This window comes from Sutcliffiella horikoshii (genome assembly GCF_008180725.1).
Taxonomy (GTDB): domain Bacteria; phylum Bacillota; class Bacilli; order Bacillales; family Bacillaceae_I; genus Sutcliffiella_A; species Sutcliffiella_A horikoshii_B.
Genome location: NZ_VTEV01000003.1, coordinates 144,866 through 171,085, shown reverse-complemented (window position 1 = coordinate 171,085; position 26,220 = coordinate 144,866). Strand labels below are relative to the sequence as shown.

At 40.5% G+C, this 26,220-nt stretch carries 26 protein-coding genes; 22 read left to right on the top strand and 4 right to left on the bottom strand.

Annotated features, from left to right (window positions below):
* Positions 1-390 precede the first annotated feature (390 nt).
* Positions 391-2,166, top strand: coding sequence for a M3 family oligoendopeptidase (locus FZC76_RS07740; RefSeq protein WP_148987676.1), 1,776 nt, complete (start codon positions 391-393; stop codon positions 2,164-2,166).
* Positions 2,167-2,311: 145 nt separating this feature from the next.
* Positions 2,312-3,094, top strand: a complete 783-nt coding sequence (locus FZC76_RS07735; RefSeq protein WP_148987675.1) for a phosphatidylserine decarboxylase — start codon at positions 2,312-2,314, stop codon at positions 3,092-3,094.
* Positions 3,095-3,294: 200 nt separating this feature from the next.
* Here the strand turns inward: FZC76_RS07735 and sda are convergent, their stop codons facing one another.
* Positions 3,295-3,435, bottom strand: coding sequence for a sporulation histidine kinase inhibitor Sda (gene sda, locus FZC76_RS07725; protein ID WP_010196138.1), 141 nt, complete (start codon positions 3,433-3,435; stop codon positions 3,295-3,297).
* A 474-nt stretch (positions 3,436-3,909) separates the two neighbouring features.
* Between sda and FZC76_RS07720 the strand changes: the two genes are divergently transcribed.
* The 8 genes from FZC76_RS07720 to FZC76_RS07685 are packed head-to-tail and all read left to right on the top strand — an operon-like array spanning position 3,910 to position 8,941.
* Entirely contained in the window at positions 3,910-4,425 is a 516-nt protein-coding gene (locus FZC76_RS07720; protein WP_148987673.1) for a YqeG family HAD IIIA-type phosphatase, read from the top strand.
* Between the two features lie 5 nt (positions 4,426-4,430).
* A complete protein-coding gene (gene yqeH, locus FZC76_RS07715; RefSeq protein WP_148987672.1) occupies positions 4,431-5,534 on the top strand; it encodes a ribosome biogenesis GTPase YqeH in 1,104 nt (367 codons plus the stop codon).
* 22 nt (positions 5,535-5,556) lie between these two features.
* Entirely contained in the window at positions 5,557-6,393 is an 837-nt protein-coding gene (aroE, locus tag FZC76_RS07710) for a shikimate dehydrogenase (protein WP_148987671.1), read from the top strand.
* Complete coding sequence (yhbY, locus tag FZC76_RS07705) at positions 6,387-6,680, top strand: ribosome assembly RNA-binding protein YhbY (RefSeq protein ID WP_010196148.1); 294 nt, start codon at positions 6,387-6,389, stop codon at positions 6,678-6,680. The genes aroE and yhbY overlap by 7 nt, the downstream gene beginning before the upstream one ends.
* A gap of 18 nt (positions 6,681-6,698) precedes the next feature.
* The gene (locus FZC76_RS07700; protein WP_148987670.1) at positions 6,699-7,265 is read left to right on the top strand and encodes a nicotinate-nucleotide adenylyltransferase; all 567 of its coding nucleotides are present in this window, start codon (positions 6,699-6,701) and stop codon (positions 7,263-7,265) included.
* The gene (gene yqeK, locus FZC76_RS07695; protein ID WP_148987669.1) at positions 7,258-7,836 is read left to right on the top strand and encodes a bis(5'-nucleosyl)-tetraphosphatase (symmetrical) YqeK; all 579 of its coding nucleotides are present in this window, start codon (positions 7,258-7,260) and stop codon (positions 7,834-7,836) included. The genes FZC76_RS07700 and yqeK overlap by 8 nt, the downstream gene beginning before the upstream one ends.
* Positions 7,837-8,187 carry a ribosome silencing factor gene (gene rsfS / locus FZC76_RS07690; RefSeq protein ID WP_148987668.1) on the top strand — a complete coding sequence of 117 codons (351 nt, stop codon included), beginning with the start codon at positions 7,837-7,839 and terminating at the stop codon, positions 8,185-8,187. It begins immediately after the preceding gene.
* A 1-nt stretch (position 8,188) separates the two neighbouring features.
* Entirely contained in the window at positions 8,189-8,941 is a 753-nt protein-coding gene (locus tag FZC76_RS07685) for a class I SAM-dependent DNA methyltransferase (RefSeq protein ID WP_148987667.1), read from the top strand.
* A gap of 82 nt (positions 8,942-9,023) precedes the next feature.
* Here the strand turns inward: FZC76_RS07685 and comER are convergent, their stop codons facing one another.
* Positions 9,024-9,842, bottom strand: a complete 819-nt coding sequence (gene comER / locus FZC76_RS07680; RefSeq protein WP_148987666.1) for a late competence protein ComER — start codon at positions 9,840-9,842, stop codon at positions 9,024-9,026.
* Between the two features lie 82 nt (positions 9,843-9,924).
* On the opposite strand from comER, the gene FZC76_RS07675 reads away from it, so the two are divergent.
* The 3 genes from FZC76_RS07675 (at position 9,925) to FZC76_RS07665 (ending at position 13,549) form a co-directional block, all read left to right on the top strand.
* The gene (locus tag FZC76_RS07675; RefSeq protein WP_148987665.1) at positions 9,925-10,587 is read left to right on the top strand and encodes a helix-hairpin-helix domain-containing protein; all 663 of its coding nucleotides are present in this window, start codon (positions 9,925-9,927) and stop codon (positions 10,585-10,587) included.
* Positions 10,588-10,663: 76 nt separating this feature from the next.
* A complete protein-coding gene (locus tag FZC76_RS07670) occupies positions 10,664-11,233 on the top strand; it encodes a ComE operon protein 2 (RefSeq protein ID WP_148988023.1) in 570 nt (189 codons plus the stop codon).
* 6 nt (positions 11,234-11,239) lie between these two features.
* On the top strand, positions 11,240-13,549 hold the full coding sequence (locus tag FZC76_RS07665; RefSeq protein WP_148987664.1) for a DNA internalization-related competence protein ComEC/Rec2: 2,310 nt from the start codon (positions 11,240-11,242) through the stop codon (positions 13,547-13,549).
* 139 nt (positions 13,550-13,688) lie between these two features.
* Here FZC76_RS07665 and FZC76_RS07660 read toward each other — a convergent pair whose 3' ends face one another.
* Positions 13,689-13,823, bottom strand: a complete 135-nt coding sequence (locus FZC76_RS07660; RefSeq protein ID WP_010196171.1) for a YqzM family protein — start codon at positions 13,821-13,823, stop codon at positions 13,689-13,691.
* 322 nt (positions 13,824-14,145) lie between these two features.
* Between FZC76_RS07660 and holA the strand changes: the two genes are divergently transcribed.
* Positions 14,146-15,171 carry a DNA polymerase III subunit delta gene (holA, locus tag FZC76_RS07655; RefSeq protein ID WP_148987663.1) on the top strand — a complete coding sequence of 342 codons (1,026 nt, stop codon included), beginning with the start codon at positions 14,146-14,148 and terminating at the stop codon, positions 15,169-15,171.
* Between the two features lie 521 nt (positions 15,172-15,692).
* On the opposite strand, the gene rpsT is transcribed toward holA, so the two are convergent.
* The gene (rpsT, locus tag FZC76_RS07650) at positions 15,693-15,959 is read right to left on the bottom strand and encodes a 30S ribosomal protein S20 (protein ID WP_010196181.1); all 267 of its coding nucleotides are present in this window, start codon (positions 15,957-15,959) and stop codon (positions 15,693-15,695) included.
* Positions 15,960-16,177: 218 nt separating this feature from the next.
* On the opposite strand from rpsT, the gene gpr reads away from it, so the two are divergent.
* The 8 genes from gpr (at position 16,178) to dnaK (ending at position 26,020) form a co-directional block, all read left to right on the top strand.
* On the top strand, positions 16,178-17,368 hold the full coding sequence (gene gpr, locus FZC76_RS07645; RefSeq protein ID WP_148987662.1) for a GPR endopeptidase: 1,191 nt from the start codon (positions 16,178-16,180) through the stop codon (positions 17,366-17,368).
* A gap of 69 nt (positions 17,369-17,437) precedes the next feature.
* Positions 17,438-18,628 carry a stage II sporulation protein P gene (gene spoIIP / locus FZC76_RS07640; protein WP_148987661.1) on the top strand — a complete coding sequence of 397 codons (1,191 nt, stop codon included), beginning with the start codon at positions 17,438-17,440 and terminating at the stop codon, positions 18,626-18,628.
* 25 nt (positions 18,629-18,653) lie between these two features.
* A complete protein-coding gene (locus FZC76_RS07635) occupies positions 18,654-19,004 on the top strand; it encodes a DUF3679 domain-containing protein (RefSeq protein WP_148987660.1) in 351 nt (116 codons plus the stop codon).
* A 153-nt stretch (positions 19,005-19,157) separates the two neighbouring features.
* The gene (lepA, locus tag FZC76_RS07630) at positions 19,158-20,993 is read left to right on the top strand and encodes a translation elongation factor 4 (protein ID WP_148987659.1); all 1,836 of its coding nucleotides are present in this window, start codon (positions 19,158-19,160) and stop codon (positions 20,991-20,993) included.
* A gap of 99 nt (positions 20,994-21,092) precedes the next feature.
* Positions 21,093-22,232, top strand: a complete 1,140-nt coding sequence (gene hemW, locus FZC76_RS07625; RefSeq protein WP_148987658.1) for a radical SAM family heme chaperone HemW — start codon at positions 21,093-21,095, stop codon at positions 22,230-22,232.
* An 81-nt stretch (positions 22,233-22,313) separates the two neighbouring features.
* Positions 22,314-23,345 carry a heat-inducible transcriptional repressor HrcA gene (gene hrcA, locus FZC76_RS07620; RefSeq protein ID WP_148987657.1) on the top strand — a complete coding sequence of 344 codons (1,032 nt, stop codon included), beginning with the start codon at positions 22,314-22,316 and terminating at the stop codon, positions 23,343-23,345.
* 48 nt (positions 23,346-23,393) lie between these two features.
* Positions 23,394-23,993, top strand: a complete 600-nt coding sequence (grpE, locus tag FZC76_RS07615; protein WP_148988022.1) for a nucleotide exchange factor GrpE — start codon at positions 23,394-23,396, stop codon at positions 23,991-23,993.
* A gap of 188 nt (positions 23,994-24,181) precedes the next feature.
* Complete coding sequence (gene dnaK, locus FZC76_RS07610) at positions 24,182-26,020, top strand: molecular chaperone DnaK (protein ID WP_148987656.1); 1,839 nt, start codon at positions 24,182-24,184, stop codon at positions 26,018-26,020.
* The last annotated feature ends 200 nt before the right edge of the window (positions 26,021-26,220 follow it).

The following is a 26,220-nucleotide window of genomic DNA, read 5'->3' as shown; positions in this document are numbered from 1 at the left end:
TTTGCCCTGTCTCTTTTGTGGGATGTGCATATGGTAGTAGTGTAGATACCTAGTTGGAGAAAGGGGTTGTTGGTATGTACGGGTACCCTTACGGAGGTTTTGGGTGTTGTCCTCCTCCTTATCCTGGACCATGCGGACCTGGTTATTATGGTGGATGGGTATATGGCCTTCTAGTGATTCTGTTTATCTTGTTACTAATTGGCGGCGCATATTATTGCAAAAACCACTTATACAGATAAGCTTATGCTTTCTAGCATGGGCTTTTTTCTTTTCTTCAAAAGAAAAACTTCGCAATGCGAAATTTACGCCAATCAAATAGTTTGGAATTGTAGAAATATTTACACTCTTCGTTTATAATTAATCTATGAAACTAAAAGGGGGAGTTACAACGTGACAACGAAAACATATAGTGAAACTTGGGATTTAGATGTATTTTTCCAAGGAGGAAGCAATTCAGAAGCTTTTCATACATATTTAAAAGAAATACAATCAGAACTTCATACATTTGAGCAACAAATAGAAGCTTTCTCAACCGAAAATCTTGAAGGTATTTTGGTTTCCTATGAGAACGTCGTCAAAAAAGTGGTACAAGCATCTGCTTTCGTCGGTTGTCTTCTTGCACAGGATGTTAAAGACAAAACTGCTTCACAGCTACAAGGGAAAGTAGCACAACTGCATGCCAAATTACAGGTTCAGCTTGGTGCATTAGATGAAAAGCTGGTTGATATTGATGAAGCAGCGTGGGCGAGTCTAATCCAAAGAGACGTGTTTCAACCATTAGAATACGTTTTAAATGAAAGAAGACGCAGAGCTGGTGACAAATTACCGGCAGCACAGGAGAAACTGGTAACTTCATTAGCTGTTGACGGGTATCATGCTTGGGGCAAGCTATATAACTCTATCGTTGGTACTATAAAAATACCGGTGGAAGAAAACGGAGAAGTGAAGGAGCTTTCTGTTGGGCAAGCTCATAACCGTTTTTCAAATGGAGACCGAAGTGTTCGCAAGAATGTTTCTGATGCATGGAAAAAAGCGTGGGAAAGCCAGGCCGAAACCATTGCTTCTGCTTTAAACCATCTCGCAGGGTTCCGACTGCAAGTATATGAGCAAAGAGGCTGGGATTCTGTATTAAAAGAGCCACTCGAGAACAATAGAATGAAGCAAGAAACGTTAGATACTATGTGGCAAGTAATTACGGATCATAAAGGCACGTTGAAGAAGTATCTTGAACGCAAGGCGGAACTATTAGGACTTGATAAATTGAACATGTATGATGTGTCCGCTCCTTTATCTTCTGAAGAAACCATTCTTTCTTACCAAGAAGGAGCAGAATTCATAATAGAACAGTTCTCCAAATTCGGCCCGGAACTAACAGAATTTACAAAGAAATCATTTGAAGACCGTTGGATTGAGGCGGAGGATAGAGCAGGAAAGCGACCAGGTGGATTCTGCACAAGCTTCCCTGTTTCCGGTCAATCGAGAATTTTTATGACATACTCTGGAACACTTTCTAATGTCTCCACATTGGCACATGAATTAGGACATGCATTCCATCAACATGCTATGCACGGAGTTCCAACATTGAACCGTTTTTACGCAAGTAATGTTGCTGAAACAGCTTCCACTTTTGCTGAAATGATTGTGGCCGATGCTGCCGTTAAATATGCAAAGGATGAACAGGAAAAGATCTCTCTTTTAGAAGATAAAATACAGCGCAGTGTAGCATTTTACATGAATATCCATGCTCGTTTCTTATTTGAGACTAGATTCTATGAAGAGCGTAAAAACGGATTGGTAAGTGTGGAAAAGTTAAACGATCTAATGGTAGAAGCGCAAAAAGAAGCATATTGCGATGCTTTAGGGGAATATGATCCAACGTTCTGGGCTTCCAAGATGCACTTCTTTATTACGCAAGTTCCGTTCTATAACTTCCCTTATACGTTTGGATACTTGTTCTCATTGGGCATCTACTCCCAAGCATTAGAAGAAGGTACGAACTACGAAGAAAAATACATTGCCCTTTTAAAAGATACAGCTTCCATGACAGTGGAAGACTTAGCAATGAAGCATTTAGGTGTCGATCTGACACAACGAGACTTCTGGGAAAAAGCAGTTAAAAAATCGCTTGAAGATGTAGAAGAGTTTTTACAACTTACAAACAAATAGGTAGATAGTAGAGGCATCCCTGAATATAGGGATGCCTTTTCTGGTGCTCAAATGTTATAATATCACTCATGGAGTTTAGGTAGACGAACACACACTGCAGATTAACTCATTTATATATAGGATTATTATCTTGGAGGAATGCAATTTGTTGAAAAGTATATACAGACTGGCTATTGAATTGACCAATCATAAACTCTCTTCAATGGCTGTTAAGCGTTTTGCCAGTTCGAAGCTTAGCAAGCGGTTTATCCCTTCGTTTGCGAAGGTATATAATATAAATACCGAAGAAATGCAGGAACAGATGGATACATTTCCAACCCTGCAACAATTTTTCATTCGAAACTTAAAGCCTCATGTCAGACCGATAGATTCTGGAAAAAGCTCAGTAGTTAGCCCGGTTGATGCGGTAGTCGAAAAGAAAGGGCTTATTACAGATTCTCTGCAACTGAGAGCAAAAGGGATCGATTACTCTGTTGGAGAAATGCTTTCAGATCTGAAGTTAGCAGAAAAATATATGGGTGGCTCCTATATGGTTCTTTATTTAAGTCCAAGCCACTATCATAAAATTCATACACCGATATCAGGGAATGTCACCAAACAGTGGACACTTGGAGGGAAATCTTATCCTGTTAATCAGATGGGATTAAAGTACGGAAAAGAACCTCTGGCAAAAAACTATCGTAGGTTGACAGAAATTGAACACGAAGGTAAACATGTTGTCGTTGTAAAAGTTGGGGCTATGTTTGTTAATAGTATCGAGTTGACACATGAAAGCGAGCAGCTTGTAAAGGGAGAAGAAATGGCATACTTCTCATTTGGCTCCACGGTTATTTTATTGTTTGAGAAAGATGGGTTTATGATAGAGGATACTTTGAAAGAGAAGGAAGAGGTAAAGGTCGGTCAAAAGATCGGCACATGGCTAAGCTAGTGAGAGCACTAGCTTTCTTTCTTTTTTCACCGCTGTAGATTTCCGCAAATGGCTTCGCTTTCCGCGGGGGGACCTTGAGCCTCCTCACTTCGTTGCGGGGTCTCAACAATGTCCCTACTCCCCGTTGGAGTCTTCGCCTTTTGCTCTAATCGACAGCTAGAAACCTATTTATACAAAAAAGAGCCAGATGATTGGCTCTTTTAGGAAGTTGCTTTTATTTTGTAGCTGAGGGAACGGCGTTTAATCTCTAACTCGATCAGTAAAATAAAATCTGTGCTTAGTTTCAACTCGGTCGCTTTGTGATAGGATTCTAGTAAAAGTTCATCAGAAAGTTTTCTCATCAGATTGGCCTCTGCCCTACACCTCCTATTATTACGTCACTATGTATGGTTGTAAGTATTATGTTTAGGTTTAGTTCTTTTCAACATTTGTAATGCATATAATTGTAAATTCTGTAGGTTGTACGATTACTCTACCATGTATTTTTTGTTAGAACAACCGTTCTGTTATCCACAGTTAGCGGTGGATAACATGTGGGTATATTGTTTATAATTACCAGTAAACGTTATAGGGCATACTGTATAATGTAGATAAGTTTATCCACAGGTGTTGAAATCGACAGGAATTTGTCGAAAAATTTTTATTTTCAATACTTTTTATTTGAAAACAGAAGCATGCTAACACTAGAAATATCAATAATATGCTTAACACGGAGAAGGAATTTAGGTAAGATGGTAAAGTGTTAATTTGAACGTAAAATGTCCTATTATATATGTTCACAACGATAACTATAGAAACAAATTGAGGGTGATTAAATGATTAAGTATTTTCTGCCTGCACAGCACGTAAAAAGTGTATTTGAAATAAAGCCGATGGACTTGAAAGAAAAGGGAATTAAAGGAATCATTACGGACTTAGACAATACGCTTGTGGAATGGGATCGACCGGAAGCGACACCTGCATTGATTGAATGGTTTAAAGAAATGCAAGAGGTTGGCATCTTAGTAACGATTGTTTCCAATAATAAGTTAAAAAGGGTGAAGATGTTTTCTGATCCACTTGGTATCAACTATATTTATGGAGCAAGGAAGCCGATGGGACGTGCTTTCAGAAGAGCACTAAGAGATATGAAGCTTCAAAAAGAAGAAGTGGTCGTGATTGGAGATCAACTTTTGACAGACGTGCTTGGAGGCAATCGGATTGGTTTACACACCATTCTTGTTGTTCCGGTTGCGCAAACGGACGGGTTTGTTACAAAATTTAATCGCCGTGTAGAAAGACGAATCCTTTCGTGGATGAAGCAAAAAGGCATGATTAATTGGGAGGATTAACGAATATGGAAGAACAAATAGTATGTATCGGGTGCGGAGTGGCCATTCAGACAGAGAACCCAGAAGGATTGGGATATGCACCTCCTTCCTCTTTAAACAAAGAAGCGGTGATCTGTAAGAGGTGCTTTCGCCTGAAACATTACAATGAAATTCAAGATGTTTCCTTGACAGATGACGATTTTATCCGGATATTGAACTCCATAGGTCAGACACAAGGACTTGTGGTAAAGATTGTAGATATTTTTGATTTTGACGGCAGCTGGTTGCCGGGCTTACACCGGTTTGTCGGCAATAATAAAGTATTATTAGTTGGAAACAAGGTGGACTTGCTGCCCAAGTCCGTTAAGCCAAATAAAGTAATCAATTGGATGAAACAAGCAGCAAAAGAGCTCGGCATGAAGCCGGAAGATGTTTTTTTAATCAGTGCGGATAAAGGAACAGGTGTCAAAGAATTGGCACAGGCAATTGAAGACTACAGGGATGGAAAGGACGTGTATGTGGTTGGTTGTACGAACGTCGGAAAATCGACCTTCATCAACCGCATTATCCGTGAGTTCTCTGGCGAGGCAGATGTTATCACAACCTCTCAGTTTCCCGGAACAACGCTTGATATGATTGACATTCCACTGGACAACGGCGCTTCGTTGTTTGATACACCGGGAATTATCAATCGTCATCAAATGGCACATTTTGTTGATAAAAAGGAACTGAAAGTCATCTCGCCTAAGAAAGAAATCAAACCAAAGATTTTTCAATTAAATGAAGCTCAAACGTTATTCTTTGGAGGTTTGGCACGGTTTGATTATGTAAAAGGCGGGCGTAACTCTTTTACATGCTACGTGTCCAATGACCTTTATATTCATCGTACCAAGCTTGAGAATGCAGACAATGTATATAAAGAGCACTTAGGGGATTTATTGCAGCCGCCAGGTAACGAATTTGTAGATTCATTCCCTGAACTTGTTGCGCATGAATTTACAATTAAAGATGAAAAAACGGATATTGTCTTCTCAGGTCTTGGTTGGGTTACGATCAATGAGCCTGGAATTAAAGTGGTGGCTCATGTACCAAAAGGCGTAGGAGTTATGGTAAGAAAATCGTTGATCTAAAATCTAAAAGGGAGGATGGCTGATGAAGAGTCTTTACGGAGTAATCGGGTCTCCCATTGCACATTCCATGTCTCCCCTCATCCATAATGACGCGTTTCTTCATAACGGAATGGACGCGCATTATCATGCCTTTCATGTAGATGCCGGTGAGTTAGAGACGGCGGTTGCTGGTATGCGTGCCCTTGGTGTTAATGGATTCAATGTAACCATTCCCCATAAAGAAGCGATCATTCCATTGTTAGATAGTGTGGAAGAGGCAGCTCTGAAAATTGGCGCTGTTAACACGGTGGTAAATAAAAATGGCAAGCTTATTGGTTACAACACCGACGGTAGAGGTTTCGTCGAGGCTCTAAAAGAAGTGGTGGAGCTTAAAAATAAGCATATACTTATTATCGGTGCCGGTGGGGCTGCAAGGGCCATATTTTACACTTTGGCTATTGAAGAAGGTATACATGTTGATATCTGTAATCGAACCGTATCTAAGTCAGAAGATTTAGTGAGAGAATTTTCATTAGAGCAGATTTCACGAAGTATCACTGTGGAACAAGCTGCAAAAGAGCTGGATAGGTATGATGTGGTAGTTCAAACCACTTCGGTGGGGATGTTCCCTAAAATCAATGATATTCCACTAGCGTTGAACTCTATTAAACAACATGCAGTTTTTAGTGATATCATCTATAATCCTTTAGAAACAAAATTATTACGGGAAGCAAAAGACCTTGGCGCTGTTACGCAAAACGGCATCCATATGTTTGCCTATCAGGCAGCTTTAGCGTTTGAACTTTGGACAGGGAAGTTACCCGATACAGATAGAATGAAAAACTTAGTAAAAGAACATCTAGGAGGAAAAACATGTTAACAGGTAAACAAAAAAGATTTTTAAGAGCAGAGGCACATCATCTTGATCCGATCTTTCAAGTAGGAAAAGGCGGAGTAAATGAAAATATGACAAAGCAGATTTCAGAAGCTTTAGAAGTAAGGGAACTACTGAAAGTAAGTGTGTTGCAAAACTGTGATGAAGACCGTAAAGATGTGGCCCAAGAACTTGTTGCCGGTACGAAAGCTGAACTAGTACAAGTTATCGGAAGTACAATCATTCTTTACAAAGAATCCAAAGAAAACAAACAAATAGTCTTGCCAAGATAATGAGATGGAGGGATTTTCGTGAAGAAAGTGGGCATAATCGGCGGGACCTTTGATCCGCCTCATGTCAGTCATCTTCTGATTGCAAATGATGTCAGGCAAAAGCTTGCGTTAGATGAGATATGGTTTATGCCAAATCATATTCCTCCCCATAAGCAAAATAAATCCTTAACCCCTACTTCCATTAGGGTTAAAATGATTGAAGCTGCTGTTGCGTCCAACAAAAGCTTTCGGGTGGAAACCATTGAGCTTCAAAGGGAGGGTCCCTCCTATACATATGATACAATATTGTTATTAGCAAAAAAGTACCCTGATACTAGCTTCTATTTTATCATAGGGGCAGATATGGTCGAGTACTTGCCTAAATGGCACAACATAGAAAAGTTGCTTGAACTCGTCACATTTGTAGGAGTAAAGCGTCCCGGTTATTCTTTCTCATCACCATACCCTGTGCTAGAGGTGGAAACCCCGCAAATGGACATAAGCTCCACCTTAATAAGGAAGCGTGTGCGAGATGGGTGGACTTCTCAATACTTAGTTCCGGATAAGGTAAAAGAAATCATAGAGGAGAAACGCCTATATGAATAGAGAAAAAGCGTTAAGACTGGTCAAAGAACAACTAACAGAGCGTCGTTATGTTCATACAATCGGTGTCATGGAAACCGCAATAGAACTTGCGGAGCGCTATGGTGTTGATCAGGAAAAAGCAGAGCTTGCAGCAATTTTTCATGATTACGCCAAGTTTCGGGATAAAGAAGAAATGCGCAGAATCATCATCGATCAGAAGATGCCACAAGATTTATTGCAATATCATGATGAGTTATGGCATGCCCCTGTAGGCGCGTACCTAGTAGAAAAAGAAGCAGGAATTGCTGATAACGATGTTCTTGAAGCGATACGCTGCCATACTTCGGGTAAGATAAACATGAGTACTCTTGACAAAGTTTTGTATGTAGCAGATTATATTGAGCCTGGCAGGGACTTTCCTGGGGTTGATCAAGTTCGGGAATCTGCAAAGAGCTCGCTAGATATAGCCCTAATTCAAGCCATGAAGAATACGATCACATACTTAATTACGCGAAATCAACCAGTCTATCCCGATACGTTTCATGCTTATAATGATATGACTATGAAGGTAAAAGAAAGGAAGTTAACATAAATGTCAAACGAATTATTACAACTTGCAGCAAAGGCTGCAGATGATAAACGTGCAGAAGAATTGGTAGCTTTAAATATGCAAGGGATTTCCCTTGTTTCAGATTATTTCTTGATTTGCCACGGTAACTCAGACAAACAAGTACAGGCAATCGCCCGTGCCATTAAAGAAGCTGCAGAAGAAAATGGACAACACGTTCGCAGAATGGAAGGCTTTGATGAAGCTCGCTGGATTCTTGTGGATCTAGGTGACGTCGTTGCGCATGTATTCCATAAAGATGAACGTGGTTATTATAATTTAGAACGTCTTTGGGGAGACGCTCCTCGTGAAGATATTCAAATTGAGTTAACGTAACATGGCTTACGGACAATTTGCCCATATATATGATCAATTGATGCAAGATGTTCCTTATGAAAAGTGGGTCTCCTTTGTCCAAACTGTTAAACAAAGGTATATGGCTGATGATTCTAATCGTTTTTCAGTCGTAGATGTTGGTTGTGGCACAGGGGAACTTGCGATTCGTTTTGCCCAAGAAGGATGGGAAGTGTCAGGGGTTGATCTATCAGAAAGCATGTTGGCCATCGCTCATGAAAAAGCTTCGGCTTCTGGGCTTTCCATCCCACTTTTTGAGCAAAATATGGCGGAGTTAGAAGGCTTTGAAGAGGTAGATTGCATCACGATTTTTTGCGATTCATTAAATTACTTAGAGTCAGAGGAAGACGTAAGAAAAACGTTTCAATCAACTTTCAAACAATTGAAAAAAGGCGGGCTGCTGCTTTTTGATGTTCATTCTCTTTATAAAATTACACAAGTGTTCATGAACAACACCTTTACGAGTGTAGAAGAGGATGTATCTTATATTTGGAACAGTTTTCCTGGAGAGCATCCAAATAGTGTCGAACATGAGCTATCCTTTTTTGTTAAAGAAGAAGAAACTGACCGCTATTTGCGTTTTGACGAATTGCATTTCCAAAGGACTTTCGATGTTGAAACATATAAAAAGTGGTTAGAAGAAGTAGGATTTACCGTCAAATCTATAACTGGGGATTATTCTACCGACCATATAGCTGACCATACAGAAAGAGTGTTCTTTGTGGCACAAAAATAGGCGTCCATTTATAGGACGCCTTTTTTTATGAAAAATTTATAAAAACTTAAAGGAATTTGTCGATTGGTAACGAATACCTTAGTTAATGAAACTGTTTTTTTACCTCTGAAATATCTTCATCAAACTTCTCATGCGTCTTCTGAATCACATGATGAAACACATCACCCAGCTCGTTTTCTAACACCTTGATCCCTTCTCCGGTGACACCGCCCTTTACACAAACCTTTTCTTGTAAAGTCTGTAATGTATAAATATCCTTTTCAATTAACTTTCCCATTCCTATGATCATCTGGCTTGCCAAATCCGTTGCCTGCTCCTTAGAAATAGCCGTCTCGCTTACTGCTCCGTCAATGAATCTTTGTAGAATGTAGCTGAAAAATGCTGGCCCGCAGCTCACTATGTCAGAGGCAACCCTTGTAACATTTTCTTTAATATGAATCGGAGTAGATATTTGCGAACATATGGAAAGTAAATATTCTCTATACTCTTGTTCTACATTATCACCGAACGTCACTAAAGTGACACCAGCTAATGCACGGTTGGTGATGCTCGGAATTATTCTCGCTACTTGGCAAGTGACCAATGTTTGCAGTTGTGCTACAGATACTGGGCTGGTAATGGAAATAACACATTTATCGCCAGTAAGGTTCTTGTTGATCTTTGTTAAAAGGGGGTGTATATCCAATGGCTTTACACATAAAAAAATAATATCAGATGCTCTAACCACCTCTTCGGCGGTCTCTGCAACATGGAGATCAGGGTATTTTCTCTGTATTTTAAACGCCTTCTCTATTGATCGATTAGTAATCGTTATATTCTCAGGAGGTACTGCTTTCGAGTCGACAAATGATTCAACCAAGATTCTCCCCATGTTGCCTGTGCCGATCATTCCAATCTTCATGTTTATTCCCTCCTCCATCCAAAAAAGTTTCTCATACACTATATGTTTTTAGACTTACTATTATGAATATAAGGTGAAAGCAATGAAAGAATTATGGTCTGTCCATAAAATTAAAGTTTTAGTATCAATCAGTGTGTTAGCGCTGATTTCCATACTTGGTTGGTCAAGTCTGAGTGAGAGTGAAGCAGTGTCTTCTATGGAGCAAATAAGCTTTATTGAGGAAGTGCAAGGGGAAGAAAATGAATCAATTAGCTCAGATGAAGTGGACAAGCTTGAGGAAGAGGAGATTGTCAATCAAGTAATTCTAATTGATATCAAAGGTCAAGTCATGGATCCTGGCGTTTATCGAATGAAAATAGGAGACAGAATCATCGATGCGGTAGAAAAGGCAGGTGGTTTTGTGGAGGGAGCCGATTCAGATAAGGTTAATTTAGCAGCCTTGTTGGTAGATGAAATGGTTATTCATGTTCCCAAAGAGGGCGAAGTGATAAAGGAAGTGATTCAGCAACCAGTGACGAATGAAAGCGGAGAATCTGGAACCTCTGACGGGCTGGTCAATATTAATAGAGCATCGGAGGAAGAGTTGACAAACTTAACCGGAATTGGTCCTGCCAAAGCTAAAGCCATTGTAGACTACAGGAAAGAAAATGGTTTGTTTAAAAGTAAAGAAGATATCATGCAGGTCACCGGAATCGGGCAAAAATCTTTTGAAAAGTTAAGAAATGAAATTACTGTTGCGAATTGAATTGACGAAATTCGAGTAGAGTCGATACACTAGAGTTATTGCAAGTTGTTATAAGAAATTGGAGGCTTGATGGATGATGACGAGAATATCATGGGATCAATACTTTATGGCACAAAGCCATTTGCTGGCATTGCGCAGTACATGTACAAGACTTGCCGTTGGAGCAACCATTGTACGTGATAAGCGTATTATTGCAGGGGGATATAACGGATCAATAGCAGGGGGCGTGCATTGCATCGATGAAGGCTGTTATGTCATTGACAATCATTGTGTACGAACGATCCATGCTGAAATGAATGCGTTGCTTCAATGCTCCAAGTTTGGTGTACCTACAAGTGGAGCCGAAATTTATGTCACTCATTTTCCATGCCTTCACTGCTGTAAGGCCATCATTCAAGCAGGAATCAAAACGGTCTATTACGCAATGGAATACAAAAATCATCCATATGCATTGGAAATGTTTGAACAAGCCGATGTGAGAGTGGAGCAAGTGGAGTTGGCTGAAATGGCGGTAAGTTTGAATGACCCGGAGAAATTAGGATTCATTAACAGTCTGATTGAAAGACTGGAGGATTCCGGTGCGAGTGATGAAGAAATTAAAAGTTGGTACGAGCGTTCTACTGATCTATTCAGCAAAAAAGGATAGCGCGCGATGAAACAAAGGACAGGCTTTTATGCCTATTTAGCCATTGCCAGCTGTTTGGGCATTGCAGTCTCCAGGTCAGGTTTCCATTGGGGGCTGCTCACCCTTGCTCTTTTATTTTTTTCTCTAATCTATTGTATTGATGAAAAACCGCAAAGATTGTTTTTTCTGACCATCCTTTTCACTGTTGGTTTTTCTAGCTATATGACTTACGTGGACCATCATAATTTCTCCATGCATGTTAAAGATGAAACTAAATTCCAAGGCACAGTCCATTCCCCACTTATAATGGATGGAAACAAGGCTAGTTTTCAAATGAAGAGCAATCTTCATGAAGTGTTGATGGTAGAATATTATTTGGAACGGGAGGAAGAATCATCTCAGCTCAATGAAATGGCAGTAGGGGACAAATGTGTATGGTCAGGAATATTAAAGCAGCCCCAACGAGCAAGTAACCCTCACGCTTTTAACTATAAAAAATATTTATATGAACAAAAAATCCACTGGATCCTATCTTTAAATGCACTTCCGCAAACCTGCCTCTCACCAACAAAAACATCCTTTTTAACATCAATGAAACAAATTAGGCAACAAGGGATAAATTTAATAAGCAACTATGTGGATCAGACAAATGCTAGTTTTATGATTTCATTAATTTTCGGAGACCGCAGCAGTCTTAATGAAAGCATACTTGATGCCTATCAGCAGTTGGGACTAGTCCATCTGTTAGCGATTTCCGGGTTGCATGTTGGAATCATCACTGCGGCGACATTTTACCTTGGAATCAGAATTGGACTTAGCAGGCAGTGGATGAATCTGTTTTTGCTTTTACTTTTGCCCTTGTATGTTCTGCTTGCAGGCGGAGCACCATCTGTGATGAGAGCTGCAACCATGACAGGAGTGGCCCTTACCTTATTATTGATGAAAAAGAAGGTCTTTTCCATTGATACTATTGGTTTGGCGTGTATCTTTGTTTTAATTTTAAGTCCATACTATCTCTATCATATAGGCTTTCAGCTCTCCTTTTCCGTCAGTCTGTCGTTACTTTTGGCATCAGGTAGCCTTCAAAAAGTACAGAATGGCGTTGCTCAATTATTTTTTGTCTCCATAATTGCCCAAGTTGCCTCCTTGCCTTTACTTCTATACCACTTTTACCAATTCTCTTTGTGGAGCCCGCTTCTAAATCTACTATTTGTAGCCTTTTATTCCCTTTATGTGCTTCCGGTTTCATTTTTGCTGTTTTTTATCCTTTTACTTTCTCCAGATCATGTCTCCCTCTTTGTTCCCTTTTTATCCTACCCGTTAGAGTTGATGAATTCTTTTGCAGTTCGAATGGCTGAATTTCCAATAGGGACGTTAGTGTTCGGAAAGCCTCCCATCCTTTTATTGGCAGCCTATGGTTTCTCTGTCATCTTCTTTTTTTACAAATGGGAATTGAATCAACGACGGTCTGCTGTGATTGTTCTTTTACTGTGTATGGTTTTTCATTGGAATATCAATTACTTTAATCCTTTTGGAAAGGTAGTGGTGTTGGATATCGGTCAAGGGGATGCGATTTTTATAAGACTGCCGTTTAATAAAGGCAAGTATCTGATTGATACTGGCGGTGCGTTTAATTTTCCTCAAGAAGAATGGGAAAAGAAGAAGAGGGAATTTCATAGCGGTTCAGATATTCTGGTCCCGTTTTTAAAAGCAGAAGGAGTTAGGCGTCTTGATAAATTGATTCTTACGCATGGGGATTTTGACCATACAGGCAATGTGGAAAGTCTTTGGGGAGAAGTAGGAATAAAGGAGGTCATTGTTCCTAAAGGGTTTGGTGAAGATGAAGTGGAGCAGGAGATAATAAAAGAAGCGCAGCGCAGGGGAGTAAGTATTGGAATGGCTGTTTCTAACACAGGGTGGAAGGAGGGCGAAGCGAGCTTTTTATATTTGCATCCGACTAAATTTTATGAGAGTAAAAATGAAGGATCTATCGTGCTTTTTGCCGTGTTGGGTAAAAAAAAATGGCTTTTTACAGGTGATATGGGGGAGGAAGGAGAGCGGGATTTATTACATCACTATCCAAACCTTAATGTGGATGTACTGAAGGTTGGTCACCACGGAAGTAACACCTCTTCAACTGCCAGTTTTCTGGATACTATTAGTCCGGATGTTGCCATTATCTCTGTAGGAAGAAATAATCGGTTTGGACATCCGCATCAAAAGGTGCTGGACCGATTATCACAGGTGGATGCAAAAGTGTATAGGACAGACCTCCAAGGTGCAATTCTCTTTGATTTTACACATCGGGGAGGAACGTTTTCCACTCTAATCCCATAGGATACAGTATCAAAAAAGAAAAAGAGACTGCACCATGTTAGACGCAGTCTCTTTTATAGCGAAGCTTTTGAGTTATCCTCATTCTTTTCACAACTGGCTTTGGAAAAGAATCGCGACGGTATGTATCGTTATGCCGTCATTAAGATCCTAAGTACTGAATCAATGTTGCCATTGCAAAGATTGTTGCGAAAAAACCGAAGGATACGATAAAACCGACACCAGAATCAACTGCATCGTTACGTTTACTTTGGACGCTTTTCTCAAATTCGTTCATAAGTATCCCTCCTATCACACATTAGTATAAGCTATACAGCAAAAAAAATCCACCAGACATTTTTGCTTTTCCTCCATTGACAAGAGTTGTCACAAATAGTTCGCAATTTAGGGGAGAACATAGTATTACACCCAAACGGGGCAATCGTTGACGGGCGAGTTACCTGGGGCTTGCATCGTTAACGTTTATATAAAATGGAGATTAGTTCTTTGTAGGTGAGAACTAGTCTCCTTTGCATTTTCCTACGGCTTTGATGCTTGTCAATCTACATAATTCTCATGTACGATAAGGGTGTATAGAAACAGATGACGGGAGCAAAAAAATGGGAATCGAAGCAATGAAAAAAATAAAGGCCAAACATTTTGCGCCAATATACTTATTATTGGGAACGGAAACATTCTTAATGAAAGAAATTAGAGACTCCATTATAGAGCTTGCACTAAACGCGGAAGAGCATGATTTTAATCTTTCTTTTTATGATATGGAAGAACAACCAGTGGATGTGGCTATTGAAGATGCAGAAACATTGCCTTTCATGGGGGAAAGAAGAGTGGTGGTTTTATCAAATCCTTTCTTTCTGACTGCAGAAAAAAGCAAAAGTAAAGTCGAACATAATACAGACCGATTTCTTGCATACATACAAGAAGCTGCACCTTATACCATATTTGTTATACAGGCATCTTATGAGAAGTTGGATGAGCGGAAAAAGATTTTCAAGCAGTTGAAAAAGCAGGCAGAGGTAATTGAAGTTCAACCTTTGGGGGAGCGGGATCTTAAGGCGTGGATGAAGGAAAAAGCGATGCGAAACGGTGCCGATCTTGGTGATGCGGCCGCTGATGAACTACTGAAGATCGCAGGTGTCAACTTGTCCGTGCTTTCACAGGAAATTAATAAAATGGCGATGTATATTGGCGCATTTGAGCAGGAAATTTCCGTTGATACAGTCAAGATGTTGGCAGCCAAATCCATTGAACATTCGGTTTTCGAATTGATTGAAAAAATGGTACATAGGCGAGTGGACGAAGCGTTGGAGCTGTTTTATGATTTGGTGCGCAACAATGAAGAGCCAATCAAATTGCACGCGTTGATTGCCAATCAGTTCCGTTTGCTGTATCAGGTGAAAGATTTAAGTGAGCAAGGATATAGTCAGCAAAAGATGGCTGGGATCTTAAGGGTGCATCCGTATCGTGTAAAGTTAGCGTCCCAACAAGGAAGATATTTTGATCGAGAGGAACTAATGAAAATGGTCGACGACCTGGCTGAGGCTGATTATTTGATGAAGAGCGGGAAAATAGATAAACAGCTGGCGATGGAAATGCTGCTGATTAAACTTGCGCCGGTGAAATGAACTAAATGGAATAAGAATAAGAAGATAACTGCTAGCCGCCGAACAATTAGGTGTTCGGTGGTTTTTTTGTTGTTTAGGGGTACTGTGTATACTGCTATTCTAAATTTGAGTGCTGAGACACGTTTTTTTAACAAAAGAGGGTGGTTTTTGGTCATTTTGAGCTTCTCTGGAAGTGTTCGGACAAATATTTCGTTGGTTCGGTCAACAATTTAACTATTTCTAAGGAACTTCGGACAATTACACCACCTTGTTCGGTCAAGATTAATGGGGGTTCGGCCATTTAAAAAATCGGTTCGGTCAAATAGCTCCAATCTTCGGTCAACTTTGCAAAAACTTCGGCCAACTTCGCGGAAACTTCGGTCAAAAACCAAAATTCTTCGGACATTTGGACTTCTCACCACCTGAAATAGCAGAAAACCGCAGTATCATAAGGTATTCGACATAAATAGAAAAAATCCTTTGGGGGTCTGACCCCCAAAGGACAAAAAATAAAAAAACGACCCGTCCGGATCGCCCTTTTATTATGCAGTAGCTCCGTTTACTTTTTTCGCTAGGCGAGATTTTTGACGGTTTGCTGCATTTTTGTGGATGATACCGTTTTGCGCAGCTTTGTCTAAACGTTTAGCAGCTTCTAGGTAAGCAGTTTTTGCACCTTCAACATCGTTGTTAGCAACAAAAGCTTCTACTTTCTTCACAGCAGTACGCATAGAAGACTTGATAGTAGCGTTATGAGCACGACGTACATCGTTAGTTTTTACACGTTTGATAGCAGATTTAATGTTTGGCATATCTTTCACCTCCATACAATTCAACGATCGAGAATATATAAACTCGACATTTCTATACTTATGAGAACAAGTGATATTTTATCAAATCCATAATGATTATGCAATAGGGAGTCAAGGGAATTTTCTTGAATGTTAATTACAGGGGTTTTCCTATGCATGAAAAAAGAATGTAAGGTCAAAATAAAACTAAAATTTGGCAATGCTGGAGGCGTGCATAAATGACTCAACAACAACCCCAACAACAACCTTTGGATTTAAGTAAATATGAAGTAAGAACCGATCTGGCGATTGAAGCCAATCAGATGGCGATTGAAAAACAAAACCGTCAAAATGGGAAAAACCAGAACCAGCAAAATCAAAATGAAACTAACGAAAGCAATCAAACATCACAACCAGTTTCAACTATTGAGGGTGTGGTGGTAAAGGAAAGGCAAACAGATGGAGTTAATATTACCACTGTCACCATATCTGACAAAGGGGCAGAGATGACTGGAAAGAAACCTGGTAATTATCTCACGCTTGAAACAACGGGGATTCGCCAGAAGGACAGTGACCTCCAAAAGAAGGTAGAGGTAGTTTTTGCTAAAGAATTTAGTGCCTTTTTAAACTCGCTTAATATCTCTAAGGATGCAACCTGTCTAGTCGTGGGGCTTGGGAATTCAAATGTGACGCCCGATGCACTTGGACCTTTAGTATGTGAAAATCTATTAATTACAAGACATCTTTTTAAACTGCAGCCAGAATCAGTTCAAGATGGATTTAGGCCGGTAAGTGCCATTATCCCTGGTGTTATGGGGATTACTGGAATTGAAACGAGTGACATTATTGTCGGTGTGGTGGAAAAGACGAAACCTGATTTTGTCATTGCCATTGATGCATTGGCTGCCCGATCAATTGAGCGTGTAAATGCGACTATTCAGATTTCCGATTCTGGGATTCATCCAGGATCCGGTGTTGGTAACAAACGTAAAGAACTAAGTTTGGAAACGCTGGGAATTCCGGTAATTGCTATTGGTATTCCGACTGTAGTGGATGCTGTATCAATGGCAAGTGATACGATTGATTTCATTTTGAAGCACTTTGGCAAAGAGATGAAAGAAGGAGATAGTCCTTCAAGGTCTCTTGCACCTGCTGGTATGACGTTCGGAGAAAAAAGGAAGCTTACCGAAGAGGATCTTCCAGGGGAGGAACACCGGAAGAATTTCCTTGGAATTGTGGGGACGCTTGAAGAAGAAGAGAAGAGGAGATTAATCCACGAGGTTCTCTCGCCGCTGGGTCATAATTTGATGGTAACGCCAAAAGAAGTGGATGATTTTATAGAAGATATGGCAAATGTTATAGCAGAAGGGTTAAACGCTGCTCTGCACTACCATGTGAATCAAGATAATGTTGACGCATATACTCATTAGACGGCATAGTTCTACTTTTCTCCCTTTCGCATACATATAGTAGCAACAAGTATGTGAAAGGGTGAGAAAATGAAGGGCTACCGCTCCTCACACATCATCATATTAAATGGGACAAGCTTAAAAAAATCAGTCGTAGCAGTGATCTTAGGATTTATTCTCGTATTTGCGGTATCCGGTGTCATGACCTCTCTAAAACCAGAATATCGAGTCAGCTCGAGCTCCATTCATGAGTTCTCCAAACGATTCTCAGGGGAGTCGCTGTTACATATATTCGGGTATACTAACGCCTATTTTACCCAAGGGCTTTCAAGTGAAGCAAAGGCGCCGAATTATGCTTCCGCCTTGTTTGAGCTTACAACAAGTCTCAACTTAGATGACCCGCGCAGCCTAATTCGTAATGAAATCCCAGGTTTTGCTCATTATGATGGAGAAATTCTAGTTGCAGGGTCAGGTGTCAATTACACAGATATGCCGGTGGAATCATCCCCTCCGATGGAAGTGTTGCTTGAAGAGAGACAAGCTTCCATTATTGAAGTAGAAGAAGAAGAAGAAGGGGAAGATACACCTCCGCCTGCTCAGACAACAGGAGATAAGAGGACTGTTCTCATCTATCACTCTCACTCAAGGGAATCATTTTTGCCATATTTGGAAGGAGTGACAAGTCCAAATGCTGCAAGTCACCCTGAAGTCAATGTGACACGGCTTGGCAAAAAACTTCAGGAGGAATTGATTCGGCGTGGAATTGGGACTGACATAGATACAACTGATACGGCGTTGGCGTTGAAAAATAGAGGATGGGTGTATGGACAATCCTATGATGTAACAAGGCCAATCGTGGAAGAAGCTATGGCAGGCAATCAAGACCTGAATTACTTGATTGACGTTCACCGAGATTCCGGTAGGAGAAAAAGTACAACGATGGACATTAACGGTGTCCCTCACGCTCGTTTGTATTTTGTAATAGGAAAGAAAAACCAAAACTATGAAAAGAACCAATACTTAGCTGAGCAGATTCATAATAAACTGGAAAAGCTGCACCCTGGTTTAAGTAAGGGTATATTTGTTCCACCAGCTGTCGAAACTCGTAATGGCATATACAATCAAGATCTTTCTCCTAATTCTATGTTGATAGAGGTTGGTGGAGTGGATAATACGTTTGAAGAAATGAACCGAACCCTTGAGATTTTTGCAGAAGTTTTCGGTGAAATCTACTGGCAGGCTGAAAAGGTAGACGGGACACCTGAAGGGGACGCCCAATGATAAATAGTAAGGAGCTGAAAGTGCGATGAAGAGGTTTATGGTCAAATGTTTATTCATTTCTCTGGTGCTGTTTCTTGGAGTACTTTTGGGAATGCAACAGGCCAATGACGGGATGCGGAAGATGAAGGGATACGATGATCCTGCTTTTCAAGAAGAAGTATTTCATGTGGCGGAATCCGCTGAAGGCTATAATGGAACAATCCTGGGTCGTCAACTAGACACCCAAGATATGAAAGAAAAACAAGAAAAGCTAGAAGGTATCAAAGCCTACAATGTCTTCTCATCCGCCGGCAAAAAGTTAGCGGACGGAGTCTCTGGAATAATGAGTGGACTCTTCAACAAAGTCCAAGACACCGTCGAAGAGAAAACAGGATGATATAAAAAGTGCAGCTTCCACCATTTCCCCTAGGTGGAAGCTTCTTTTTATCTGTGAAAACCCAAACCCTTCAAATTTCATTGAATCTTCTTGTCCGTATTGATATAATCAGAAATAGTGTACGTTGCCGAAAGTGTAGGAGTGAAACAGATAATGAACAGAGAAGAACGGTTAAAACGACAATCAAAGATAAGAAACTTTTCCATCATCGCCCATATTGACCATGGGAAATCAACACTAGCAGACCGTATTTTAGAAAAAACGTCTGCATTGACACAAAGGGAAATGAAGAATCAATTGCTTGATTCCATGGACCTTGAACGTGAACGCGGGATTACGATTAAATTGAATGCCGTTCAATTACGATATAAAGCAAATGATGGCGAAGAATATATTTTCCATCTTATTGACACACCTGGACACGTCGATTTCACCTATGAGGTTTCCAGAAGTTTGGCTGCATGTGAAGGAGCGGTTCTTGTTGTGGATGCGGCACAGGGAATTGAAGCTCAGACATTAGCAAATGTGTATTTGGCACTTGATAACGAACTCGAGATCATGCCTGTCATCAATAAAATTGACCTTCCAAGTGCCGAGCCTGAGAGGGTACGTCAGGAAATTGAGGATGTAATCGGACTTGATGCATCAGATGCAGTATTGGCAAGTGCCAAGGCTGGTATTGGTATCAGTGAAATCCTTGAACAGGTAGTGGAGAAAATCCCTGCCCCTCAAGGCGATCCAGACGCACCTTTGAAAGCACTTATTTTCGATAGCTTATTCGATCCTTACCGCGGGGTTGTAGCATATATCCGTATCGTGGAAGGGACAGTCAAAGTTGGAGATAAGATCCGTATGATGGCTACAGGTAAAGAGTTTGAGGTGAATGAGGTAGGGGTATTCACACCAAAACCTGTTCAACTTAAAGAGCTGACAGTCGGAGATGTTGGGTTCTTGTCTGCATCCATCAAAAATGTTGGAGACACTCGTGTTGGTGATACGATCACACATGCGAAAAATAGAGCTGCAGAACCACTTCCAGGTTACCGTAAACTCAACCCTATGGTATTCTGTGGACTTTATCCAATCGATTCTGCAAAATTCAATGATTTGCGAGAAGCCCTTGAAAAGCTTGAACTAAACGACTCTGCGCTTCAATATGAGCCAGAAACGTCCCAAGCATTAGGTTTCGGTTTCCGTTGCGGATTCCTTGGACTGCTACACATGGAAATCATCCAAGAGCGTATTGAGCGTGAATTCAATATTGATTTGATTACTACAGCTCCTTCCGTTATCTATCATGTACATTTGACTGATGGGGAGGAATTGCGTGTGGACAACCCGTCTAACATGCCGGATCCTCAGACAATCGATCGAGTAGAAGAGCCTTATGTAAAAGCTACAATCATGGTACCTAATGATTACGTAGGTGCAGTTATGGAACTGTGCCAGGAGAAGCGCGGAAACTTTATTGATATGCAGTATCTTGATGATATTCGCGTAAGCGTTATTTATGAAATTCCATTAGCGGAAATTGTTTATGATTTCTTTGATGCATTGAAATCCAATACAAAAGGATATGCATCATTTGATTATGAATTGATCGGCTACAAACCGTCACATCTTGTAAAAATGGATATCTTGCTTAACGCTGAGAAAGTCGATGCCCTGTCCTTTATCGTTCACCGTGATTCTGCTTATGACCGCGGAAAAATCATTGTGGAAAAGTTAAAGGAACTTATTCCAAGACAGCAATTCGAGGTACCAATCCAAGCGACAATTGGTCAGAAAGTTGTTGCAAGGTCAAACATTAAAGCAATGCGTAAAAACGTTCTTGCAAAATGTTACGGTGGAGATATTTCTCGTAAACGTAAGCTTTTAGATAAGCAAAAAGAAGGTAAAAAACGCATGAAGCAAGTCGGTTCTGTAGAAGTACCGCAAGAAGCATTTATGGCCGTTTTGAAAATGGACGACAATGCCAACAAAAAATAATAACAAAAATACCGCAGCTTAATCTGCGGTATTTTTTCATACAACCGCCACATGTGATAAGCTAACAGATACGAAGTAAACAAACGAAAGTGTGATCTTATGATTAAATCAGCCTATATCCATATCCCTTTTTGTGAACATATTTGTCACTATTGTGATTTCAACAAAGTATTTCTGAAAAACCAGCCGGTTGATGAGTACTTGGCATATATGGATACAGAAATGAAAAATACGATAGAATTACACCCTGCCACTGGACTACAAACCATTTTTGTCGGCGGGGGAACGCCTACTGCTTTAAATGAGAAGCAATTGGCATATTTGCTAGAATCGGTTCAAAAGCATTTTCCGGTAAAACCTGAAATGGAATACACATTCGAAGCCAACCCTGGTGATCTATCACTGGATAAACTCCGTCTCCTAAAAGAAGGTGGTGTTAACAGGCTTAGTTTTGGTGTGCAAAGCTTTAATGATGATCTTTTGAAAAGAATCGGGAGATCCCATAGAAAAGCGGATGTTTTTAAGTCTATCGAACATGCCAGACAAGCAGGTTTCAAAAATATCAGTATTGATTTAATTTACAGTCTCCCAGATCAAACAGTGGCTGATTTCAAGGAAACATTGCATACTGCTTTTTCCTTAGAGATGGAGCATTATTCTGCTTATTCCTTGATTATTGAACCCAAAACTGTTTTTTATAATCTGATGAACAAAGGGAAGCTTCCTTTACCAACTCAAGAAGAAGAAGCCGAAATGTACGAAGTGCTATTGGATGAGATGGCGAAAAACGGCTATCAGCAATACGAAATCTCTAATTTTGCTAAAACGGGCTATGAAAGCAAACATAATATTACGTATTGGGACAATGAAGCTTATTATGGAATTGGAGCAGGTGCTCACGGATATATGGATGGAGTGAGAATTGCCAATCATGGTCCGTTGAAAAAGTACATGGACTCTATAGAAGATATGAGGTTTCCGTATAAGGATCAGCATAAGGTAACAAAAACGGAAAAAATGGAAGAAGAAATGTTCCTTGGACTTAGGAAAAATGAGGGAGTCTCTTGTTCCATATTCAAGCGAAAATTTGAGGAAGATTTGCTCACAATATTTAAAGATCCGATTGAAGAAAATCTTAAAAAAGGCCTACTAGAACATTTAAACGATCATATACGCCTTACAAGAAAAGGAAAATTTTTAGGTAATGAAGTTTTTCAAGGTTTTATTGGTGCGATCTGATTGACATGTGAATAGGTATTTGGTAATTTATTTATAGAATTAGCACTCGATGAATAGGAGTGCTAACAGAGGTGATGCTGAGTGCTTACAGAACGACAGTTGTTAGTATTGCAAGTCATAATTGACGACTTTATCCGATCTGCACAACCTGTTGGCTCCAGAACGCTCTCAAAGAAAGATGAAATTTCGTTCAGTTCAGCCACTATCCGAAACGAGATGGCAGATTTGGAGGAATTAGGATTTATCGAAAAAACTCATACTTCCTCAGGAAGAGTACCGTCAGAAAAAGGGTATCGCTATTATGTTGATCACCTGCTTTCTCCAGAAAGGCTCACAAAGAGGGATGTATTTGAAATTAAATCCATCTTTCGCGAGCAAATATATGAATTAGAAAAAACGGTTCAAAAATCAGCGCAGATTCTTTCGGATCTGACGAAATACACATCCATTGTCCTTGGACCGGGTGTCAGGGATCATAGGCTTAAGAACCTTCAAATCATCCCTATAAATACAGAACAGGCAGTTGCCATTATTGTAACGGATACCGGTCATGTAGAGAATCGTATGTTTTCTTTTCCGGCAAGCATGGATTCATCCGACATACAAAAAATGGTCAATATCTTAAATGAACGCTTAGTCGGAGTGCCTCTCTCAGAGCTTATCAACAAGCTCTATAAAGAAGTGGCAACCCTTTTAAGGTCACATATTGGAAACTACGAAAACATACTTCAATCCTTGAGTTCCACTCTTTACATGGAAGAAAAAGATAAGGTGTTTTTCGGAGGCAAAACGAATATGCTTGCCCAACCCGAATTTAATGACATCAATAAGATTCGTTCATTGATGTTATTGATCGACCAAGGTAAGGATCTGTCTCAGCATATTCGTGCAAAAGAAGCTGGCATCCATATTAAGATAGGCAGCGAGAATAATATCCCAGGTATGGAGGGCTGCAGCATTATTTCAGCCAGTTATTCCATTGGACCCGAACAGCTTGGGACGATCGCATTACTTGGACCTACCAGAATGGAATATTCCCGCGTCATCAGTCTCTTGCAGCTTGTTAGTTCCGACCTTTCACAGGCCGTCAATAAACTGTATCAAAAGGACTGAGCATGGAAATATTGTTAGAGGATGGAGTTCTTGCTCCGTCCTATCGCCATGGAAAAACAACATGATTTTTACACTTTGAGGGAGGTGAAACCATTGGTAAACGAGAACGAACAAGCAACAGTTGAAAATGAAGAAGTAACAACAGAAGCAACGGAAGAAACGACGGAAAAAGTAGAAGAAGTAGAAGTTTCTGCTGAACAGCAAAAAATCTCCGAATTGGAAGCTAAGCTTGAAGAATCGGAAAATCGCCTACTTCGCTTGCAAGCCGACTTTGATAACTACCGTCGTCGTGTGAGACTTGACCAAGAAGCTGCACAGAAATATCGTGCACAAAATCTTGTTACAGATATACTTCCTGCCTTAGACAACTTTGAGCGAGCGCTTAAAGTCGATTCAGAGGATGAGAAAATCAAAACATTTTTACAAGGCATGGAAATGGTGCACCGTCAGTTAGTGGAGGCACTTAAATCAGAAGGTTTAGAATCCATCGAAGCAATTGGACAGTCTTTTGATCCACACCTACACCAGGCAGTCATGCAGGTGGAAGAAGGAGAAGCGGAATCCAACACTGTTTTGGAAGAGTTCCAAAAAGGGTATAAACTCAAAGACCGCGTAATCCGACCATCTATGGTAAAAGTAAAGCAATAACTTGTTGATTGTAGTGTAAGGCACGAGACTCCTGCGGGGGAGTAGCGACAATGTTGAGACCCCGCAGCGAAGCGAGGAGGCTCAAGGTCCGCCCCGCGGAAAGCGAGTGCCTGCAACGGAAATCAACTGTGAATGGAACATAAAAATAACTACATATTAATGTAAGTTGCAATAGGAGGAAAAACAAAATGAGTAAAATCATCGGTATTGACTTAGGTACAACAAACTCATGTGTAGCTGTGCTTGAAGGCGGCGAACCAAAAGTAATTCCAAATCCAGAAGGTAACAGAACAACTCCATCTGTTGTTGCTTTCAAAAACGGCGAACGCCAAGTAGGGGAAGTGGCAAAACGTCAATCCATCACAAACCCTAACACCATCATGTCTGTTAAACGTCACATGGGTACAGACTACAAAGTGGAAGTAGAAGGAAAAGAGTACTCTCCACAAGAAGTATCTGCGATCATTCTTCAACACTTAAAAGGTTATGCAGAAGAATATCTTGGAGAAACAGTTACAAAAGCTGTTATCACTGTTCCTGCATACTTCAATGATGCAGAGCGTCAAGCTACAAAAGATGCTGGAAAGATCGCTGGTCTTGAAGTAGAACGTATTATCAACGAACCAACTGCAGCAGCATTAGCATACGGTCTTGATAAAATGGACGAAGATCAAACGATCCTTGTTTATGACCTTGGTGGCGGAACGTTTGACGTTTCTGTACTAGAGCTAGGAGATGGCGTATTCGAAGTACGTTCTACAGCTGGTGACAACCGTCTTGGTGGAGATGACTTTGACCAAGTGATCATTGACTACCTTGTAGCAGAATTCAAAAAAGAGAACGGCATTGACCTTTCTAAGGATAAAATGGCATTACAACGCTTGAAAGACGCAGCGGAAAAAGCGAAGAAAGATCTTTCCGGTGTAACTAGTACACAAATTTCTCTACCATTTATCACAGCTGGAGAAGCTGGACCACTTCACTTAGAAGTTAGCATGTCCCGTGCAAAATTTGATGATTTAACTGCTGGACTTGTAGAACGTACAATGGGTCCTGTTCGTCAAGCATTACAAGATGCAGGTATCTCTGCTTCTGAACTTGACAAAGTTATCCTTGTAGGTGGATCTACTCGTATTCCTGCTGTACAAGATGCAATCAAAAAAGAAACTGGTAAAGACCCACACAAAGGGGTTAACCCGGATGAAGTAGTTGCTCTAGGTGCTGCTATTCAAGGTGGAGTACTTACTGGTGATGTTAAAGACGTAGTACTTCTTGACGTAACACCACTTTCTTTAGGAATCGAAACAATGGGCAGTGTGTTCACGAAGCTTATTGAAAGAAACACAACTATTCCTACAAGTAAGTCACAAGTATTCTCTACAGCTGCTGACAACCAAACAGCGGTAGACATTCACGTACTTCAAGGGGAGCGTCCAATGGCAAGCGACAATAAAACATTAGGTCGTTTCCAATTGACGGATATCCCGCCAGCACCGCGTGGCGTTCCACAAATCGAGGTTTCTTTTGACATCGATAAAAACGGTATCGTAAACGTTCGTGCGAAAGACCTTGGAACAAACAAAGAGCAAGCAATCACTATCAAATCTTCTTCAGGTCTATCCGAGGACGAAATCAACCGCATGGTTCAAGAAGCGGAAGAGAATGCGGATGCAGACAAAAAGCGTAAAGAAGAAGTAGAATTACGCAACGAAGCAGATCAGCTTGTATTCACAACTGAAAAAACACTTAAAGAAGTAGAAGGTAAAGTGGAAGAAGCAGAAGTGAAAAAAGCAGAAGACGCTAAAGAAGAATTGAAGGCTGCTATCGAAAAAGGCGACCTAGAAGAAATCCGTACAAAAAAGGATGCTCTTCAAGAAATCGTCCAACAGCTTTCCATGAAACTTTATGAGCAGGCTGCACAAGCACAACAAGCCGCTCAAGGAGCAGAAGGTGCAGAAGGCGCTACGAACAACGACGACAACGTAGTCGACGCAGAATACGAAGAAGTAAACGACGATAAAAAGTGAAGATAAAGTCCTAGGGCTTTTCTGATAAAGATAAAAAGAAAGTCGAAGCCATGGCTTTGGCTTTCTTTTTATGTAAATAAGAATTTCCCTTGGTGCCTGGAGTGGAAGGTGGTCGACTCCGGCGGGAGGTAGCGGTAGGTTGAGACCCCGCAGGCTTGCCGAGGAGGCTCAAACACCGCCCCCCGGAAAGCGACCACCTG

What these genes read in the sequence shown, in the direction of transcription:
- sda (WP_010196138.1), bottom strand. Translation starts at nt 3,435, where the DNA reads ATGAGAAAACTTTCTGATGAACTTTTACTAGAATCCTATCACAAAGCG.
- FZC76_RS07720 (WP_148987673.1), top strand. Translation starts at nt 3,910, where the DNA reads ATGATTAAGTATTTTCTGCCTGCACAGCACGTAAAAAGTGTATTTGAA.
- yqeH (WP_148987672.1), top strand. Translation starts at nt 4,431, where the DNA reads ATGGAAGAACAAATAGTATGTATCGGGTGCGGAGTGGCCATTCAGACA.
- aroE (WP_148987671.1), top strand. Translation starts at nt 5,557, where the DNA reads ATGAAGAGTCTTTACGGAGTAATCGGGTCTCCCATTGCACATTCCATG.
- yhbY (WP_010196148.1), top strand. Translation starts at nt 6,387, where the DNA reads ATGTTAACAGGTAAACAAAAAAGATTTTTAAGAGCAGAGGCACATCAT.
- yqeK (WP_148987669.1), top strand. Translation starts at nt 7,258, where the DNA reads ATGAATAGAGAAAAAGCGTTAAGACTGGTCAAAGAACAACTAACAGAG.
- rsfS (WP_148987668.1), top strand. Translation starts at nt 7,837, where the DNA reads ATGTCAAACGAATTATTACAACTTGCAGCAAAGGCTGCAGATGATAAA.
- FZC76_RS07685 (WP_148987667.1), top strand. Translation starts at nt 8,189, where the DNA reads ATGGCTTACGGACAATTTGCCCATATATATGATCAATTGATGCAAGAT.
- comER (WP_148987666.1), bottom strand. Translation starts at nt 9,842, where the DNA reads ATGAAGATTGGAATGATCGGCACAGGCAACATGGGGAGAATCTTGGTT.
- FZC76_RS07675 (WP_148987665.1), top strand. Translation starts at nt 9,925, where the DNA reads ATGAAAGAATTATGGTCTGTCCATAAAATTAAAGTTTTAGTATCAATC.
- FZC76_RS07670 (WP_148988023.1), top strand. Translation starts at nt 10,664, where the DNA reads ATGACGAGAATATCATGGGATCAATACTTTATGGCACAAAGCCATTTG.
- FZC76_RS07665 (WP_148987664.1), top strand. Translation starts at nt 11,240, where the DNA reads ATGAAACAAAGGACAGGCTTTTATGCCTATTTAGCCATTGCCAGCTGT.
- FZC76_RS07660 (WP_010196171.1), bottom strand. Translation starts at nt 13,823, where the DNA reads ATGAACGAATTTGAGAAAAGCGTCCAAAGTAAACGTAACGATGCAGTT.
- holA (WP_148987663.1), top strand. Translation starts at nt 14,146, where the DNA reads ATGGGAATCGAAGCAATGAAAAAAATAAAGGCCAAACATTTTGCGCCA.
- rpsT (WP_010196181.1), bottom strand. Translation starts at nt 15,959, where the DNA reads ATGCCAAACATTAAATCTGCTATCAAACGTGTAAAAACTAACGATGTA.
- gpr (WP_148987662.1), top strand. Translation starts at nt 16,178, where the DNA reads ATGACTCAACAACAACCCCAACAACAACCTTTGGATTTAAGTAAATAT.
- spoIIP (WP_148987661.1), top strand. Translation starts at nt 17,438, where the DNA reads ATGAAGGGCTACCGCTCCTCACACATCATCATATTAAATGGGACAAGC.
- FZC76_RS07635 (WP_148987660.1), top strand. Translation starts at nt 18,654, where the DNA reads ATGAAGAGGTTTATGGTCAAATGTTTATTCATTTCTCTGGTGCTGTTT.
- lepA (WP_148987659.1), top strand. Translation starts at nt 19,158, where the DNA reads ATGAACAGAGAAGAACGGTTAAAACGACAATCAAAGATAAGAAACTTT.
- hemW (WP_148987658.1), top strand. Translation starts at nt 21,093, where the DNA reads ATGATTAAATCAGCCTATATCCATATCCCTTTTTGTGAACATATTTGT.
- grpE (WP_148988022.1), top strand. Translation starts at nt 23,394, where the DNA reads ATGGAAAAACAACATGATTTTTACACTTTGAGGGAGGTGAAACCATTG.
- dnaK (WP_148987656.1), top strand. Translation starts at nt 24,182, where the DNA reads ATGAGTAAAATCATCGGTATTGACTTAGGTACAACAAACTCATGTGTA.